Here is a 19,029-nt window from a genome sequence, read left to right as displayed (position 1 = left end):
TGTGTCGTCCCGCGCGGCCGGTTCCCGTTTCAGTCGACCGCCTTCAGCTGCGCGAGGAAAGCGACCAGGACCTGATGAACGATCACGCCACCGTCCCTGCGCGCCCGCTCCCGGAGCCGGACGACGCGATAGCCGTCGTCGGACTGTCCTGCCGGCTGCCTCAGGCACCGAACCCGGCCGCGTTCTGGCGGCTGCTGGCCGAGGGGCGCAGCGCCGTCACGGCCACGCCGCCGGACCGGTGGCCGGACGCCGGGGCAGACAACCCGGGCCTGCGGCACGGCGGCTTCCTGGACGACGTCGACCGGTTCGACCCGGCCTTCTTCGGCATCTCACCCCGCGAGGCCGCGGGGATGGACCCGCAGCAGCGGCTGATGCTCGAACTGGCGTGGGAGGCGCTCGAAGACGCGATGATCGTCCCCGCGAGCCTGGCCGGCGGCCCGGTGGGCGTCTTCGTCGGGGCCATCGGCGACGACTACGCGGCCCTGCTGCAGCGCAGCGGCCCGGACGCCGTCGACCAGCACACGCTGACCGGCACCCGGCGGGGCATCATCGCCAACCGGATCTCGTACACGCTGGGGTTGCGCGGCCCGAGCCTCACGGTCGACGCCGCGCAGGCGTCGGCCCTGGTGGCCGTGCACCTGGCGGCCGAGAGCATCCGGTCCGGCGAGTCCACCCTCGCCCTGGCCGGGGGCGTCAACCTGAACGTGGCGACGGCGTCGGCCGTGGAGACGGAGCGCTTCGGCGCGCTCTCCCCGGACGGCCGCTGCTACACCTTCGACTCCCGCGCGAACGGCTACGTGCGGGGCGAGGGCGGCGGATTCGTCGTCCTCAAGCGACTGACGACCGCGCTGGCCGACGGCGACGAGATCTACTGCCTCGTCCGCGGCACCGCGGTGAACAACGACGGCGCCACGGCCGGGCTCACCGTGCCCAGCGTCGACGCCCAGCGCGAGGTGATGCTCCGGGCCCACGAGCGCACCGGCCTGACGCCCGGCGCGGTCCAGTACGTCGAACTGCACGGCACCGGGACGAGGGTCGGCGACCCCGTCGAGGCCGCCTCCGTCGGGGCGGCTCTCGGCGCGACCCGCGCCGGCTCGCCCCTGCTCGTCGGTTCCGCCAAGACCAACGTCGGCCACCTGGAGGGCGCCGCCGGCATCGTCGGTCTCCTCAAGGCCGCCCTCAGCGTCAAGCACCGGCTGCTCCCGGCGAGCCTGAACTTCGCGGAGCCGAACCCGGACATCGACACCGCCGCCCTCAACCTCGAGGTCAACACGACGCTGCGCCCCTGGCCGCGAGCCGACGAACCGCTCGTCGCCGGGGTCAACTCGTTCGGCATGGGCGGCACGAACTGTCACGTGGTGGTCTCCGAGCCCCCGGCCGCCCCCGACCGCGCCGCCCCGGCGGTTCCGGCCGCTCCCCCGGTCGTGCCCTGGGTGGTGTCCGGCCGGGGCGGGGCGGCGCTGCGCGCGCAGGCGGCGGCGCTGCTGGCCGGCGTCGAGGAGCAGCCGGACCTCGACCCGGTGGACGTCGGCTGGTCGCTGCTCACCACGAGATCCGCGTTCGCCGATCGCGCCGTCGTCCTCGCGAGCGACCGCGAGGGGCTACTGCGCGGCCTGGCCAAGGTCGCCGGGGGCGAAGGCGGGCCCGGGGTGGTCACCGGCCGGGTCGCCGCGGCGCGGGGCAAGACGGTTTTCGTGTTTCCGGGTCACGGCACCCAATACCCCCGCATGGGCCTCGACCTCTACACCACCAACCCCACCTTCGCCCACCACCTCCACGCCTGCGACACCGCACTCCAACCCCACACCGGCTGGTCACTCCTCGACGTCCTCCACCAAAAACCCCACGCACCCGACCTCGACCGCGTCGACGTCGTCCAACCCGCCATCTTCGCCATCACCGTCGCCCTCGCCCGCACCTGGCAACACCACGGCATCACACCCGACGCCGTCATCGGCCACTCCCAAGGCGAAATCGCCGCCGCCCACATCGCCGGCGCCCTCACCCTCAACGACGCCGCCAAAATCATCACCCACCGCGGCATCACCGCCCACACCCTCACCGGCACCGGCGGCATGGCCGCCATCCCCCTACCCCCCGACACCGTCACCACCCACCTCCAACACCACCCCACCCTCACCATCGCCGCCCACAACAGCCCCCACAACACCGTCATCACCGGCGACCTCGAAACCCTCCACACACTCATCACCCACTACCACCAACAAGGCATCCAAGCCCGCCCCATCCCCATCGGATACGCCTCCCACAGCCCCCACATCGACCAACTCCGCAACCACCTCCTCACCACACTCGCCGACATCACCCCCACCACCCCCACCATCCCCTTCCACTCCACCACCCACCCCCACACCACACCCACCCTCAACAACCACTACTGGTACGACAACCTCCGCCAACCCGTCCAACTCCACACCACCATCACCCACCTCCTAAACACCGGACACACCCACTACATCGAAACCAGCCCCCACCCCGTCCTCACCACACCCATCCAACACACCATCGACACCACCACCACCACCAAAGCCACCACCATCCCCACCCTCCACCGCAACCGGCCCGGCTGGTCGTCATTCCTCGCAAACCTCGCCGCCGTGCACGCCGACGGCGGGAGCGTCGACTGGGCGCCGATCTTCGCGGACCAGCAGCCGCGCCGGGTGCCGCTGCCGACCTACCGGTTCCAGCGGAGCCGCCACTGGCTGGCGTCCGGGACGCCGCAGCGGCAGCTCCCCGGGCCCGAGGCCGCCGGCCCGCAGACCCCAGAGCCTCCGGCGTCACCGGCCGCGGCGGGCGTGCCGGACTCCGCCTCGCCGGCCGCGCGCAGGCGCGCGGTCCTGGAGCGGGTACGCGCCGACGTCGCCGTCGTCCTCGGCCACTCCAGCGCGGCGGACCTCGACGTGAGCAGGCCGTTCAAGGATCTGGGCTTCGACTCCCCGCTCATGGTGGAGCTGCGCGACCGGGTGGTCGCCTCGACGGGGCTGACGCTCCCGGTGGCGGCGCTGTTCAGCCACCCGACCCCGGAGGCCCTCGCCGAGCACCTGTGCGACCGGCTCGCCGCGTCGTCCGCATCGGCCGCGACGGCGGCGACGGACACCCGGGCCGACGACGACGCCATCGACGACCCGATCGCGATCGTCGGCATGGCCTGCCGCTTCCCCGGCGGGGTGCGGTCCCCGGAGCACCTGTGGCGGCTGGTGGAGACCGGCACGGACGCGATCTCCGACTTCCCGGACAACCGCGGGTGGGACCTCGACACGCTGTTCGACCCGGAGGCGGCCAGCGGCACGTCCTCGGTGCGCCGTGGTGGCTTCCTGCTCGACGCGGACCTGTTCGACCCGGCCTTCTTCGGCATCAGTCCCCGCGAGGCACAGGCGATGGATCCGCAGCAACGGGTGCTGCTGGAGGTGTCCTGGGAGGCGCTGGAGCGGGCGGGTCTCGACCCGCTGTCGCTGCGCAACAGCCGGACCGGCGTGTTCGTCGGCGCCATGTCCCAGGAGTACGGCCCGCGCCTGGCCGAGGGCGCCGGGGAGCTGGAGGGATTCCTGCTCACCGGCACGACGGCGAGTGTCGCGTCCGGCCGCATCGCGTACACGCTCGGCCTGCAGGGCCCCACGCTGACGGTGGACACCGCCTGCTCGTCGTCGTTGGTGGCGCTGCACCTCGCCGCGCGCGCCCTGCGCGCGGGCGACTGCGGGCTGGCGATCGCCGGCGGGGTGACGGTGATGTCCGCGCCCGGCATCTTCGTCGAGTTCAGCCGCCAGCAGGGGCTGTCGCCGACCGGCAGGTGCCGGGCGTTCGCCGACGCGGCGGACGGCACCGCCTGGTCGGAGGGCGCCGGCATGGTGGTGCTCGAACGGCTGTCGGACGCGCGCCGCAACGGCCACCGGGTGCTCGCGCTCGTCCGCGGCTCCGCCGTCAACTCCGACGGGACGAGCAACGGGCTGACCGCGCCCAACGGCGCCTCGCAGCAGCAGGTGATCCGCCAGGCGCTCGCCGACGCGGGCCTGCGGCCGGTCGACGTGGACGTCGTGGAGGCGCACGGCACCGGCACGAGGCTCGGCGACCCGATCGAGGCGCAGGCGATCCTCGACACCTACGGCCAGGGCCGACCCGACGACGCGCCGCTGTGGCTGGGCTCGCTCAAGTCGAACATCGGGCACGCCCAGGCCGCGGCCGGCGTCGGCGGCCTGATCAAGATGGTGCTGGCGCTGCGGCACGAGTCGCTGCCCCGCACGCTGCACGTGGACCGGCCCACCCGCCAGGTCGACTGGTCCGCCGGCACGGTACGGCTGCTGACCGAGGAGCGGCCCTGGCCACGGACCACCGTGCGGCGGGCGGCGGTGTCGTCGTTCGGCATCAGCGGCACCAACGCGCACCTGGTGCTCGAACAGGCCCCCGCCCCTGCGGAGCCGGCCGGGACGGGCGACGACCAGCCGGTCGGCCTGCCCTGGCTGGTCTCCGGCCACGACGAGCAGGGGCTACGGGCCCAGGCCGACCGCCTCAGCCGGTTCCTGGACACCGTCCCCGACGACCTGATCGCCGACGTGGGCCGGGCGCTGGCCACCACCCGGCCCGCGTTCGCCCGCCGGGCCGTCGTCTCCGGCGTCGACCGTGCCGCCCTGCGCGCCGGCCTCGACGCGCTGGCGCAGGGCGAACCGGCCGCCCACGTCCAGGTCGGCACGGCGCGGGAGCGGGGGAAGATCGTGTTCGTCTTCCCCGGGCAGGGCTCGCAGTGGGCCGGGATGGCCGCCGAGCTGATGCGGACCTCGACGGTGTTCCGGGAGGAACTGCTCGCCTGCGCCGACGCGCTCCAGCCGTACCTGGACTGGTCCCTGCGCGACGTGCTGACCGGCCGCGAGGGCGCGCCCCGGCTGGACCGCTCCGACGTGGTGCAGTGCGCGACGTTCGCGGTGGTGGCCGCGCTCGCGGCGCTGTGGCGGTCGATGGGGGTGGAGCCGGACGCCGTCATGGGCCACTCCCAGGGCGAGATCGCCGCGGCGTACGTCGCCGGTGCGTTGACCCTGCCGGACGCCGCCCGGGTGGTGGCCCTGCGCGGCAGGGCGCTGCTGTCGGTGGCGCACACGGGCGGCCTGGTGTCGGTGGCCCGGTCCCGCGCCGACGTGGACGAGCTGATCGGACGCTGGCCCGGCCGGCTGTCGGTCGCCGCGCTGAACAGCCCCGTCTCCACGATCGTCGCCGGGGACCTCGACGCCCTCGACGAGCTGCTCGCGGAGTGCGCCGCGGCCGGGGTGTGGGCGCGGCGGGTGCCGATCGACTACGCGTCGCACTCGGCGCACGTGGACCCGCTGCGCGACGAGCTGGCCGAGGTGCTCGCGCCGGTCACGCCGCACGAGCCGCGGATCCCGTTCCGCTCCACCGTGGAGGGCGTCCGGGGCGGGCCGTTGCGGACCGACGCCGAGTACTGGTACCACAACATGCGCAACCGGGTCGAGTTCGAGCCGACGATCCGGGAGCTGGTGGCCGAGGGGTTCGGGACGTTCATCGAGGTGAGCCCGCACCCGGTGCTGACCACCGCGGTGGAGCAGACCCTGGAGGCCGAGGGCGCCGGGCACGCCATCGTGGCGGAGTCGCTGCGCCGCGACGACGGCGGCTGGGCCCGCTTCGCGTCGTCCCTCGGCCGCGCCCACGTCCACGGGGTGCCGGTGGACTGGTCCGCCGCCTTCGCCGGCCGGCCGGCGCGGCCCGTCGACCTGCCGACCTCGGCGTTCCGCCGGCAGCGGTACTGGATCGAGTCCGGGCGGCGCGGGGCGAACACGCTCGGGCACCCGTTCCTCGGCACCGTCACCGAGCTCGCCGTCGGCGACGGGCACGTGCTCTCCGGCACGCTGTCCCGGGCCGCCCACCCCTGGCTGGGTGACCACGCGATACAGGGCACCGTGCTGCTGCCCGGCACGGCGTTGCTGGAGCTGGCCGTGCGCGCCGGGCGCGAGCTGGGCTGCGCGTCCGCCGAGGAGCTCACCCTGGAGTCGCCGCTGCCCGTGCCCGAGGACGGCGAGGTCCAGCTGCAGATCGTCGTGGACGCCGCCGACGCGTCGGGGCGCCGGCCGCTGCGGCTATTCAGCCGCGGCGACGAGACCGGCTGGACCCGCCACGCCAGCGGCTTCCTCTCGGCGGCGGCTCCGGACCAGGGGCCCGCGCCGGCCGCCGTGCAGTGGCCGCCGCGGCGGGCGACCGCACTCGACGTCGCGGCGCTGTACGACGCGCTCGACGAGCACGGCTACCAGTACGGTCCGTCGTTCCGGCAGGTCCAGGCGGCCTGGCGGGCCGGCGACGACCTCTTCGCCGAGGTGGCGGTCCCGGCGGAGCTGCTCGCCGAGGGCAGTCGCTTCGTCTTCCATCCCGCGCTGCTCGACGCCGCGCTGCACCCGCTCGTGGCGACCGGGCTGCTCGGCGAGGACGACGGGCGGATCCTGCTGCCGTTCGGGTGGACCGGTTTCACGGTCACCGGGCTTCCCGGCGATGCGGGCGTCGCCGAGCGGGTGCGGGTGCGGCTCGTCCCGGCCGGTTCCGGCGGCGTCGACCTCACGGTCACCGACGACACCGGCGCGCTGGTCCTCGCCACGGGCTCGCTGACGCTGCGGCCCGTGGCCACCGACCGGCTGCTGCCGGTGCGGCAGGTGCGGCACCTGTACCGGGTCGACTGGGAGCCCCTCCCGACGGGCGTCCCGGAGAGCGCCAGGTGGGCGGTGCTCGGTGACGCGGCCCTCGGCGTGGTCCGCGCCGGTGGCGTGACCGCCGCGGCGTACCCCGATCTGGCCGCCCTGTCCACGGCGGTGGCCGGCGGTGACCCGCGGCCGGACCTGGTTCTCGTGGACCCGGTGGCCGACGCCGTCGGCGAGGGCGACGACGGCGCCCCGGACGCCTCGGCGCACCTGTTCGCCGGGCGGGTCCTCGCCCTCGTGCAGGACTGGCTCGCCGACGAGCACCTCACGGGTGCGCGGCTGGTCGTCCTCACCCGGCGGGCGATGGCCGTGGGTGCCGCGGACGATCCGTCACCGGCCTCCGCGACGGTGTGGGGACTGTTGCGGTCGGCGCAGACCGAACATCCCGACCGGCTGGTCCTGCTAGACTTGGACGACGACGAGACGTCCGCGCGGTCGGTCGCCGCCGCGGCCACCAGCGGCGAACCGCAGCTGGCCGTACGCGCGGGCGAGGTGCGCCGGCCGCGGCTGGTCCCGGTCGCCGCGGAGGCCGCCCCGCCGGTCCCCGGGCTCGACGGCACGGTCCCGGGGCTCGACGGCACCGGTCCCGCCACCGGCGGCACGGTCCTCGTCACCGGCGGCACCGGCGGGCTCGGTGGCCTGGTCGCCCGGCACCTCGTCGGCGTCCACGGGGTGCGCCACCTCCTTCTGCTCAGCCGGCGCGGCGGCGCGTCCCCGGGCGCGGAGGCGCTGGAAGCGGAGCTGCGGGCCCTCGGGGCGGAGGTGACGTTCGCGGCCGCCGACGCGGCCGACCGGGCGTCGCTGGCGGGCGTCCTCGCGGCCGTACCGGCGGACCGGCCGCTCCGCGCGGTCGTGCACCTCGCCGGCGCCCTCGACGACGGCGCCGTGGTCTCCCTGACCCCCGAGCGGATCGGCACGGTGCTGAGGTCCAAGGCCGACAGCGCGTGGCACCTGCACGAGCTGACCCGCGACCTGCCGCTCGCCGCGTTCGTGCTGTTCTCGTCGGTGATCGCCACGGTGGGCGGGGCGGGGCAGGCGAACTACGCGGCGGCGAACGCCTTCCTGGACGCCCTGGCCGGGCACCGGCGCGCCGCCGGCCTGCCCGCCGTGTCCCTCGCCTGGGGTCTGTGGGGCGACGCGGACGGCATGGCCGGCGGGCTCTCCGAGGCCGACCGGGCGCGCCTGCGCCGCAGCGGCGTGGCGGCCATGACGAGCGGCGAGGCGCTCGCCCTGCTGGACGCCGCGCTGGCCACCGACCGGGCCGTCGTGGTCCCGGCCAAGCTCGATCTCGCCTCGGTGCGCGCGGAGCACGAGCACGGAGCGGTCCCGGCGCTGTTCCGCCGACTCCTGCCCCGGGCGGGCGCGTCCGGCACCCGTGCCGCCGCTCCCGCGTCGGCCGTGCTGGCCCGGCAACTCGCCGGCCTGTCCCCGCAGGAGCGGGAGGAGACGCTGACCGCCCTGGTCCGGGTGAAGGCGGCGGAGGTGCTCGGGCACGACGGGGCGCACACGATCGAGCCGGACCGGGCCCTGCGGGAACAGGGCCTGGACTCCCTGACCACGGTGGAGCTGCGCAACCGGATGAGCGCCGCCGTCGGGATGCCGCTGCCGGCCACGGTGGTGTTCGAGCATCCGACGGTGACCGCGCTGGCCCGGTACCTCGCCGAACGGCTCACCGGGACGCAGCAGGTCGACGAGGTGAAGGCGCTCCGGGTCGACAGCGACGAGCCGGTGGCGATCGTGGGGATGGGCTGCCGCTACCCCGGCGGCATCCGCTCCCCCCACGACCTGTGGCAACTCGTCCTCAACGGCACCGACGCCATCGGCGAGTTCCCCACCGACCGCGGCTGGAACCTCGACACCCTCTACCACCCCGACCCCGACCACCCCGGCACCAGCTACACCCGCCACGGCGGCTTCCTCTACGACGCCGCCGACTTCGACCCCGACTTCTTCGGCATGAGCCCCCGCGAAGCCCTCGCCACCGACCCCCAACAACGCCTCCTCCTCGAAACCACCTGGGAAACCCTCGAACACGCCGGCATCGACCCCACCACCCTGCGCGGCACCCACACCGGCGTCTTCACCGGCGTCATGTACGACGACTACGGCAACCGCCTCATGCAGGCGTCGCCCGACGGGTACGAGGGTTTCCTGCTGTCCGGGAACCAGACGAGTGTGGCGTCCGGCCGGGTGGCCTACGCGCTGGACCTGGCCGGACCGGCGCTGACCGTGGACACGGCGTGCTCGTCGTCGCTGGTGGCGTTGCACCTGGCCGTCCAGGCCCTGCGCAACGGCGAGTGCGACCTGGCCCTGGCCGGTGGCGTCACCGTCATGGCCACCCCGGCGTCGTTCGTGGAGTTCAGCCGCCAGCGCGGCCTTGCCTCCGACGGGCGGTCGAAGTCGTTCGCGGCGAGCGCCGACGGTGTCGCGTGGAGCGAGGGCGTGGGACTGCTGCTTGTCGAACGGCTCTCCGACGCCCAACGCAACGGCCACCGCATCCTCGCCGTCGTCCGCGGCTCCGCCGTGAACCAGGACGGCGCCTCGAACGGCCTCACCGCACCCAGCGCCCCGGCGCAACGCCGGGTGATCCGGCAGGCGCTGGCCACCGCAGGTCTGTCCGCCGCCGACGTCGACGCCGTCGAGGCGCACGGCACCGGCACGACGCTCGGCGACCCCATCGAGGCCGAGGCACTGCTGGCCACCTACGGCCAGGACCGCGACCAACCCCTCTGGCTCGGCAGCATCAAATCCAACATCGGCCACACCCAAGCCGCCGCCGGCGTCGCCGGCATCATCAAGATGATCCAGGCCATGCACCACGGGGTCCTGCCGAAGACCCTCCACGTCGATGCCCCCACCCCCCACGTCGACTGGACCACCGGGGACGTGGCGCTGCTCACCGAACCCCAACCCTGGCCCGACCAGGGGCGGCCCCGCCGCGCCGCCGTCTCCTCCTTCGGCATCAGCGGCACCAACGCCCACGTCATCCTCGAACAGGCACCACCCGCCACCGAGCCGGAACAGGGCAGGCCCGCCGACGGGTCCGGCCCGCTGACGTGGGCCCTGTCCGCGAAGACCCCCGCGGCGCTACGCCAGCACGCCCAGCGGCTGCTGCGTCACCTCGCCACCCACCCGGAGTTGAGCGCGTCGGACGTCGCGGCGGCGTTGACCACCCGCGCCGCCCTGCCGCACCGCGCCGCCGTGGTCGGCGACACCCGGGAGGAGCTCACCGAGGCCCTCACCGCCCTGTCCACCGGCGATTCCCACCGCCGCCTAGTCGAGGGGACCGAGATCACCGGGAAGACGGTTTTCGTGTTTCCGGGTCACGGCACCCAATACCCCCGCATGGGCCTCGACCTCTACACCACCAACCCCACCTTCGCCCACCACCTCCACGCCTGCGACACCGCACTCCAACCCCACACCGGCTGGTCACTCCTCGACGTCCTCCACCAAAAACCCCACGCACCCGACCTCGACCGCGTCGACGTCGTCCAACCCGCCATCTTCGCCATCACCGTCGCCCTCGCCCGCACCTGGCAACACCACGGCATCCACCCCGACGCCGTCATCGGCCACTCCCAAGGCGAAATCGCCGCCGCCCACATCGCCGGCGCACTCACCCTCCACCAAGCCGCCAAAATCATCACCCACCGCGGCCTCACCGCCCACACCCTCACCGGCACCGGCGGCATGGCCGCCATCCCCCTACCCCCCGACACCGTCACCACCCACCTCCAACACCACCCCACCCTCACCATCGCCGCCCACAACAGCCCCCACAACACCGTCATCACCGGCGACCTCGAAACCCTCCACACACTCATCACCCACTACCACCAACAAGGCATCCAAGCCCGCCCCATCCCCATCGGATACGCCTCCCACAGCCCCCACATCGACCAACTCCGCAACCACCTCCTCACCACACTCGCCGACATCACCCCCACCACCCCCACCATCCCCTTCCACTCCACCACCCACCCCCACACCACACCCACCCTCAACAACCACTACTGGTACGACAACCTCCGCCAACCCGTCCAACTCCACACCACCATCACCCACCTCCTAAACACCGGACACACCCACTACATCGAAACCAGCCCCCACCCCGTCCTCACCACACCCATCCAACACACCATCGACACCACCACCACCAAAGCCACCACCATCGCAACCCTCCACCGCAACCAACCCGCCCCCACCCAACTCGCACACGCCCTCGCCCACGCCCACACCACCGGACTCACCCCCCCCCACCCCACCCCCACCCCACACACCACCCCCCACCTCCCCACCTACCCCTTCCAACACCACCACTACTGGCTGCACCCGGCGACCGGCTCCTCGTCGGGCTCCGGCCAGAGCAGCACGGGCCATCCCCTGGTCGCCTCCGTCATCGAGCTGGCCGACGAGCGGGGACACGTCCTCACCGGTCAGGTCTCCACCAGCACGCATCCGTGGCTGGCCGACCACGCGGTCTTCGGCACCGTCCTGCTGCCCGGCGCCGCGATGCTGGACATGGTGTTCCGCGCCGGCGTCGAGGTCGGTTGCGAGCACGTCGAGGAACTGACGCTGCACGCCCCTCTTCCGATCGAGGAGGATGCCGCCGTCCAGTTGCAGGTCGTGGTCGACGATCCGGACGACAGCGGCCGGCGCACCTTCGCGGTGTACTCCCGGCCCACCGGCGCCGACGCCGAGACCCCCTGGACGCGACACGCGGACGGTGCGCTCGCCTCGGCCGCTCCCGCGCCCGCTGCCCTGGACCAGGCCATCGCCTGGCCTCCCGCCGGCGCGACCCCGATCGACCTCACGGACTCCTACGAGCGGCTCAGCGCCAGGGGATACGACTACGGCCCGGCCTTCCGCGGGCTCCGGGCGGCGTGGCGATCGGGCGACGAGGTGTTCGCCGAGGTGAGCCTGCCCGAGTCGGAGCAGCCCGGCGCCCACCGGTTCTGCCTGCATCCCGCGCTGCTCGACGCCGCGCTGCACCCCGTCGCCCTGGGTCTCGTCGGTGAGCACGCCGCCGGCGCGCTGCCCTTCACCTGGAGCGAGGTGTCCCTGCACGCGGTCGAGGCGAGCAGCGTACGGGTCCGGCTGGCCCCCGCCGGACCGAACGGCGTGACCGTGGCCATGACCGATGCCTCGGGCGCACCCGTCGCCACCGTCGACGCGCTGACTCTGCGCGCGGTCGACGTCACGCGCCTGCGGGGTGGCGTCTCACCGCTGCGGGTGGACTGGCCGGTCCTGGCGATGCCGAGCGCTCAGCCGGCGCAGCCCTGGCGTAAGGGCGTCGTGGTGGGGGCGGACCCGTTGGGGTTGTGCGAACGCTTCGAGGGTCTCACCGCCACGGATGCGATTCCCGACGACGCATCGGTAGACATCATCTTCCTCCACTGTGGATCGGACGGGGACGACGACGACTCGCTGGCGGCGGCTCATGCGGTGGCGGAACGCACCCTGCACCAACTCCAACAATGGCTCACCAACCCCCACCTCACCCACACCCACCTCGTCATCCTCACCCAACACGCCATCCCCACCACCCCCCACCAACCCATCAACCTCCCCACCACCACCACCTGGGGACTCATCCGCACCACCCAAACCGAAAACCCCGGCCGCATCACCCTCATCGACCACGACCACCACCCCACCACCAACCACACCATCACCACCGCCCTCACCACCGGCCACCCCCAACTCGCCATCCGCAACAACCACCTCCACACCCCCCAACTCACCCCCACCACCACCACCACAACCACTGCCACCACCACCGGCAAACCTCACCCCACCCTCGACCCCAACGGCACCATCCTCATCACCGGCGGCACCGGCACCCTCGCCACCCACATCGCCCAACACCTCATCACCCACCACGGCATCAAACACCTCCTCCTCCTCACCCGCACCGGACCCCACACCCCCCACGCCCAACAACTCCACCAACACCTCACCAACCTCGGCGCCCACCCCACCATCACCACCTGCGACACCACCAACCCCCACCAACTCACCACCACCATCAACAACATCCCCCCCAACCACCCCCTCACCGCCATCATCCACACCGCCGGCGTACTAGACGACGCCACCACCACCAACCTCACCCCCCACCAACTCCACACCGTCCTCCAACCCAAAATCGACACCGCCTGGCACCTCCACCACCTCACCACCGACCACCCCCTCACCCACTTCATCCTCTTCTCCAGCGCCGCCGGCACCCTCGGCACACCCGGACAAGCCAACTACGCCGCCGCCAACACCTACCTCGACGCCCTCGCCCACCACCGCCACACCCAAGGCCAACCCGCCACCAGCCTCGCCTGGGGCCTCTGGGCCCACACCAGCAAAATGACCAACAAACTCACGGAGGTCGACCGGGAGCGGCTGCAGCGACAGGGCTTCCGGCCCATGGCCGCCGAACGCGCCCTGGAACTCTTCGACGCCGCGCTGGCGTCCACGGAGCCGGTGCTCGTGACGGCCGAATGGGACCTACCGGCGCTACACGCGAACGCCGCCGCCGGTGCTCTGCCGCCGATCCTGAGCGGGCTGGTGCGTACCAGACCACGGCGTACCCCGGCCGAGCCGGCATCCGGCAGCGCCACGCTGACCGAGAGACTGCGGACCCTGCCCGAGAAGGAGCAGGAGGACGCGCTCCGCGACGTCGTCAGCCGCCAGATCGCGACGGTGCTCGGGCTGCCGGCGGCGTCGGCTGTGGACCCGGACCGGACGTTCCACGAGCTCGGGTTCGACTCGCTCACCGGCCTCGAACTGCGCAACCGGCTGGGATCCGCCACCAGCCTGCGCCTGCCCGCCACCCTGGTCTTCGACCATCCGACCGCCGCAGCCCTCGCCCGGTACCTGAGGGGCGAGTTGCTGCCCGCGACGACGGAGGTGGCACCGTCCACCCCGGCCGCGCCGACCGCCGTGGACGGGGATCCGGTCGTGATCGTCGGCATGGCGTGCCGCTATCCCGGTGACGTGCGGTCCCCGGAGGACCTCTGGCGCATGACGGTGGAGGGCATCGACGCCGTCTCGCCGTTCCCGGAGGATCGTGGGTGGGACGTGGAGCGGTTGTTCGATCCGGATCCGGACGCGCCGGGGAAGTCGTACGTGCGTGAGGGTGGTTTCCTGACGGACGCGGCGGAGTTCGACGCGGCCTTCTTCGGGATCAGCCCGCGTGAGGCGCTGGCGATGGATCCGCAGCAGCGGCTGCTGCTGGAGACCAGTTGGGAGACGTTCGAGAACGCCGGGATCGACCCGGAGTCGCTGCGCGGCAGCCGCACCGGCGTCTTCACCGGCGTCATGTACGACGACTACGGCTCCCGCTTCCTGCACCATCAGCCGGCGGGCTTCGACGGGCAGCTCGTCACCGGGAGCGCGGGCAGCGTGGCGTCGGGCCGGGTCTCCTACACCTACGGCCTGGAGGGCCCCGCCGTCACCATCGACACCGCCTGCTCCTCGTCACTGGTGGCGTTGCACCTGGCCGTCCAGGCCCTACGCAACGGCGAATGCGACCTCGCGCTGGCCGGCGGCGTCACCGTCATGGCCACCCCGGCGTCGTTCGTGGAGTTCAGCCGTCAGCGTGGTCTCGCGCCGGACGCCCGGGTCAAGTCGTTCGCCGCCGCCGCCGACGGCACGTCCTGGTCCGAGGGCGTGGGTCTGCTGCTGGTCGAGCGGCTCTCCGACGCCCAACGCCACGGCCACCGCGTCCTCGCCGTCGTCCGCGCCAGCGCGGTCAACCAGGATGGTGCCTCCAACGGGCTCACCGCACCCAACGGGCCCTCCCAGGAGCGGCTGATCCGCCGGGCGCTGGCCGAGGCCCGCCTGACACCGGCCGACGTCGACGCGGTCGAAGCGCATGGCACCGGCACGAAACTCGGCGACCCCATCGAGGCCCAAGCACTGCTCGCCACCTACGGCCAGAACCGCGACCAACCCCTCTGGCTCGGCAGCATCAAATCCAACATCGGCCACACCCAAGCCGCCGCCGGAGCCGCCGGCATCATCAAAATGATCCAAGCCATCCGGTACGGCATGCTGCCGAAGACCCTCCACGTCGACGCCCCCACACCCCACGTCGACTGGACCACCGGCAACGTGTCGCTACTCACCGACACCCAACCCTGGCCCGACCACGACCGACCCCGCCGCGCCGCCGTCTCCTCCTTCGGCATCAGCGGCACCAACGCCCACATCATCCTCGAACAAGCACCACCAGCCACCGAACCGGAACAGAGCACCCCCACCGACCAGCCCGTCACCTGGATGCTCTCCGCGAAAACCCCCACCGCCCTACGCACCCACGCCCGACAACTCCTCCACCACCTCACCACCCACCCCGAACTCACCCCGCCGGACGTCGCAGCCACCCTGACCACCCGCGCTCTCCTGCCGCACCGCGCCGCCATCGTCGGCACCACCCGCGAAGAACTCACCGACGCCCTCACCGCCCTCACCACCGGCACCCCTCACCACCGACTCATCCAAGGCACCCCCCTCACCGGCAAAACCGTCTTCGTCTTCCCCGGCCAAGGCAGCCAATACCCCCACATGGGCCTCGACCTCTACACCACCAACCCCACCTTCGCCCACCACCTCCACGCCTGCGACACCGCACTCCAACCCCACACCGGCTGGTCCCTCCTCGACGTCCTCCACCAGACACCCGACGCCCCACCACTCGACCGCGTCGACGTCGTCCAACCCACCCTCTTCGCCCTCATGACCGCCCTCGCCCGCACCTGGCAACACCACGGCATCCACCCCGACGCCGTCATCGGCCACTCCCAAGGCGAAATCGCCGCCGCCCACATCGCCGGCGCACTCACCCTTGATGACGCCGCAAAAATCATCGCCATCCGCAGCAAAGCCCTCCACACCCTCACCGGCACCGGCGCCATGGCCGCCATCCCCCTACCCCCCGACACCGTCACCACCGACCACCCCCACCACCCCGACCTCCACATCGCCGCCCACAACAGCCCCCACCACACCATCATCAGCGCCACACCCACCACCATCGACACCATCATCAACCACTACCAACAACACAACATCAACGCCCGCAAACTCCCCGTCACCTACGCCTCCCACCACCCCCACACCGAACAACTCCGCAACCACCTCCTCACCACACTCGCCGACATCACCCCCACCACCCCCACCATCCCCTTCCACTCCACCACCCACCCCCACACCACACCCACCCTCAACAACCACTACTGGTACGACAACCTCCGCCAACCCGTCCAACTCCACACCACCATCACCCACCTCCTAAACACCGGACACACCCACTACATCGAAACCAGCCCCCACCCCGTCCTCACCACACCCATCCAACACACCATCGACACCACCACCACCAAAGCCACCACCATCGCAACCCTCCACCGCAACCAACCCGCCCCCACCCAACTCGCACACGCCCTCGCCCACGCCCACACCACCGGACTCACCCCCCACCAACCCACCCCCACCCCACACACCACCCCCCACCTCCCCACCTACCCCTTCCAACACCACCACTACTGGCTGCACCCGACACCCGACACCACCGGCTTCGGCCGCGCGGCCACCGGGCATCCGTTGCTCGGCGGCGCTCTCGACCTCCCCGGCAGCGACGCCACGCTGCTGACCGGGCAGATCTCGGTCAACGCCCAGCCGTGGCTTGCCGACCACGCCGTCTTCGGCACCGTCCTGCTGCCCGCCACGGGCCTGCTCGACATGGCCCTGCGCGCCGGGGCGGAGGTGGACTGCGCCCGGGCCGAGGACCTGGTCCTGGACCAGCCGCTCCTGCTGCCCGCGAACCGCGCGGTCGACGTGCAGATCCAGGTGAACGCGCCCGACGACGCCGGCCGGCGGGCCTTCACGATCCACTCCCGGCACGACGAGGACTGGGTCCGCAACGCGACCGGCCTCCTCTCGCCGGAGGCCGCGGCCGTACCCGGCCCGCTGGCGGTGCCGGCCACGGCTGCCGCGCTGCCCGTCACGGACCTGTACCGGCGGCTCGCCGAGCAGGGATACGACTACGGCCCGGCCTTCCAGGGGCTGCGAGGCGCGTGGCGCGACGGCGACGCGCTGTACGCGGAGGTGGAACTGGCGGGCGAGCTCCACGAGGCCGGCTTCGGCATCCATCCCGCGCTGCTCGACGCCGTGCTCCACGTGCGCCTTCTCGCCGGGCTCGGCGAGGACTCCGCCGGTGACCCCGGCGACCTGCGGCTGCCGTTCTCCTGGTCCGGCATCAGCCTGCACGCCTCGGGCGCGCGGACGCTCCGCGCCCGGGTGACGCCCGTGGACGACTCGACGATCGCCGTGGCCGTGGCCGACCTCGAAGGCCGGCCGGTGCTCACCGTCGACGCGATGGCCACCCGCCCGGTCGACGCCGGGAAGCTGACGGGGCACGGTGCCGCGATGCTGACGGTGCGCTGGGCCGAGCAGCCCCGCGCCGAGGCGGACGTCGCCGCCGCAGCGCCCGCAGTCGTGCTCGGCGAGGCCGGAGACCTCGCCGAGGCGCTGTCACTGCCGGCCGCCTCGGGGGTCGACGAGCTGGCGCGCACGCCGGCCGCCGACGTTCCGGGCTGGGCGGTGGTGAGCTTCGGCTCCGCCGAGGGCGACGATCCGGTGCCGTCGGCCCACGGGCTGGTCGAGCGTGCCCGCGTACTGGTGCGACGGTGGCTCGAAGCCGACCGGCTGGCCGACACGCGGCTGATCTTCCTGACCCGGGGCGCCGTCTCCACCGGGCCCGATGACCCGGTCACCGATCTGCCCGGCGCCGCCGTCTGGGGCTTCGTGCGCTCCGCACAGACCGAGCATCCCGACCGCTTCGTGCTCGTCGACCACGACGACGCCCGTCCCGGTCGGGAGGACCTCGACGCCGCCGCCACCGGGGAGCCGCAGCTCGCCCTCCGGGACGGCCGACGGCTGACGCCCCGGCTCGCGCCCGGCTCGTCCTCCGGCTCCGGCACCGCCCTCGATCCGGACGGGACCGTCCTGATCACGGGGGGCACCGGCACCCTCGGCGCCCACGTCGCCCGTCGGCTGGTCACCCACCACGGCGCGCGCCGGCTGCTGCTGGTCAGCCGCCGTGGTATCGACGCCCCGGGTGCGGAGCAACTGCGTCAGGAGTTGACCGGCCTCGGCGCCGAGATCGACATCGCGGCCTGCGACGTCACCGACCGCGCCGGCCTCGTCGCCACCCTGGGGACCGTTCCCGCCGGGCATCCGCTCACGGCCGTGGTGCACACCGCCGGCGTCCTCGCGGACGCCACCGTCACCCAGCTGACCGGGGAGCAGCTCGGCACCGTGCTGGCCGCCAAGGTCGACGCCGCGTGGCACCTGCACGAGCTGACCACCGGGCTCGACCTCGCCGCGTTCGTGCTGTTCTCCTCTGCCGCGGCGACGGTCGGCGCACCGGGACAGGCCAACTACGCCGCCGCGAACGGCTTCCTCGACGCTCTCGCCCACCACCGGCGTACGCGTGGCCTCCCCGCCGCGAGCCTCGGGTGGGGGTTGTGGACCGACACGAGCGAGCTCACCAGCGGCCTCGCCGCGGCAGACCTCGACCGGCTGCACACCAGCGGCTTCCAGCCGATGTCCACGCAGGAGGCGCTGGCCCTCTTCGACGCCGCCCTGCACGACACCGGCCACGCCCACCTCGTGCTCGCTCCGGTGGACCGGGCGGCGCTGCGCCGGCGTGCCGTGCAGGGCGATCTGCCGCCCCTGTTCCGCGAGCTCGTCCCGGGGGCGCCGCCCCGGGCGGCCGCGGACGGCGCGTACGACTGGCGGAGCCGCTTCGCCGCGGCCCCGGCGCACGAGCGTGACACCCTGCTGCTCGACCTGGTCCGCACCCACGCGGCGGCGGCGTTGCGGCACGAGGCGCCCGGGGAGATCGACCCGGACGGCGCGCTCAAGGACCTGGGGTTCGACTCGCTGATCGCCGTCGAGTTCCGCAACCGCCTCGGCGCGGCCATCGGGCTCCGCCTGCCGGCGACGCTGGCGTTCAACTATCCCAGCCTCCGGGCGCTCACGGGCTATCTCGGTGAACGCATGTCGGAGAGCGAGCCGGACCGGGCCGAGCCGCAGGAACCGGCGGACGCCACCGTGCACGACGAGCTCGACCGGATCGAGGAGGCGCTGCGCACGTCGCCGGAGGAGGCCCGGGAGGAGATCACCGCCCGGTTGCGCCGGCTGCTCACCGCGCACGGCGGCACGGGCGCGCACGCCCAGATCGCCTCGGCGACCGACGACGAGATCTTCGACCTGATCGACAACCAGCTGGGCACGGCCTGACATGGGATCGGATGCG

General features: G+C 73.0%; 1 protein-coding gene. It reads left to right on the top strand.

Going from position 1 to position 19,029, the window contains the following annotated elements; genetic code table 11:
- Window positions 1-74: 74 nt before the first annotated feature.
- Window positions 75-19,013 (top strand): type I polyketide synthase, encoded by an 18,939-nt coding sequence (locus TK50_RS35495; protein ID WP_043967837.1) that lies wholly within the window; start codon window positions 75-77, stop codon window positions 19,011-19,013.
- Window positions 19,014-19,029 lie beyond the last annotated feature (16 nt).

This window comes from Micromonospora haikouensis, assembly GCF_000876225.1.
Taxonomy (GTDB): domain Bacteria; phylum Actinomycetota; class Actinomycetes; order Mycobacteriales; family Micromonosporaceae; genus Micromonospora; species Micromonospora haikouensis.
This window is presented reverse-complemented; position numbering and strand designations above follow the sequence as displayed.

What these genes read in the sequence shown, in the direction of transcription:
- TK50_RS35495 (WP_043967837.1), top strand. Translation starts at nt 75, where the DNA reads ATGAACGATCACGCCACCGTCCCTGCGCGCCCGCTCCCGGAGCCGGAC.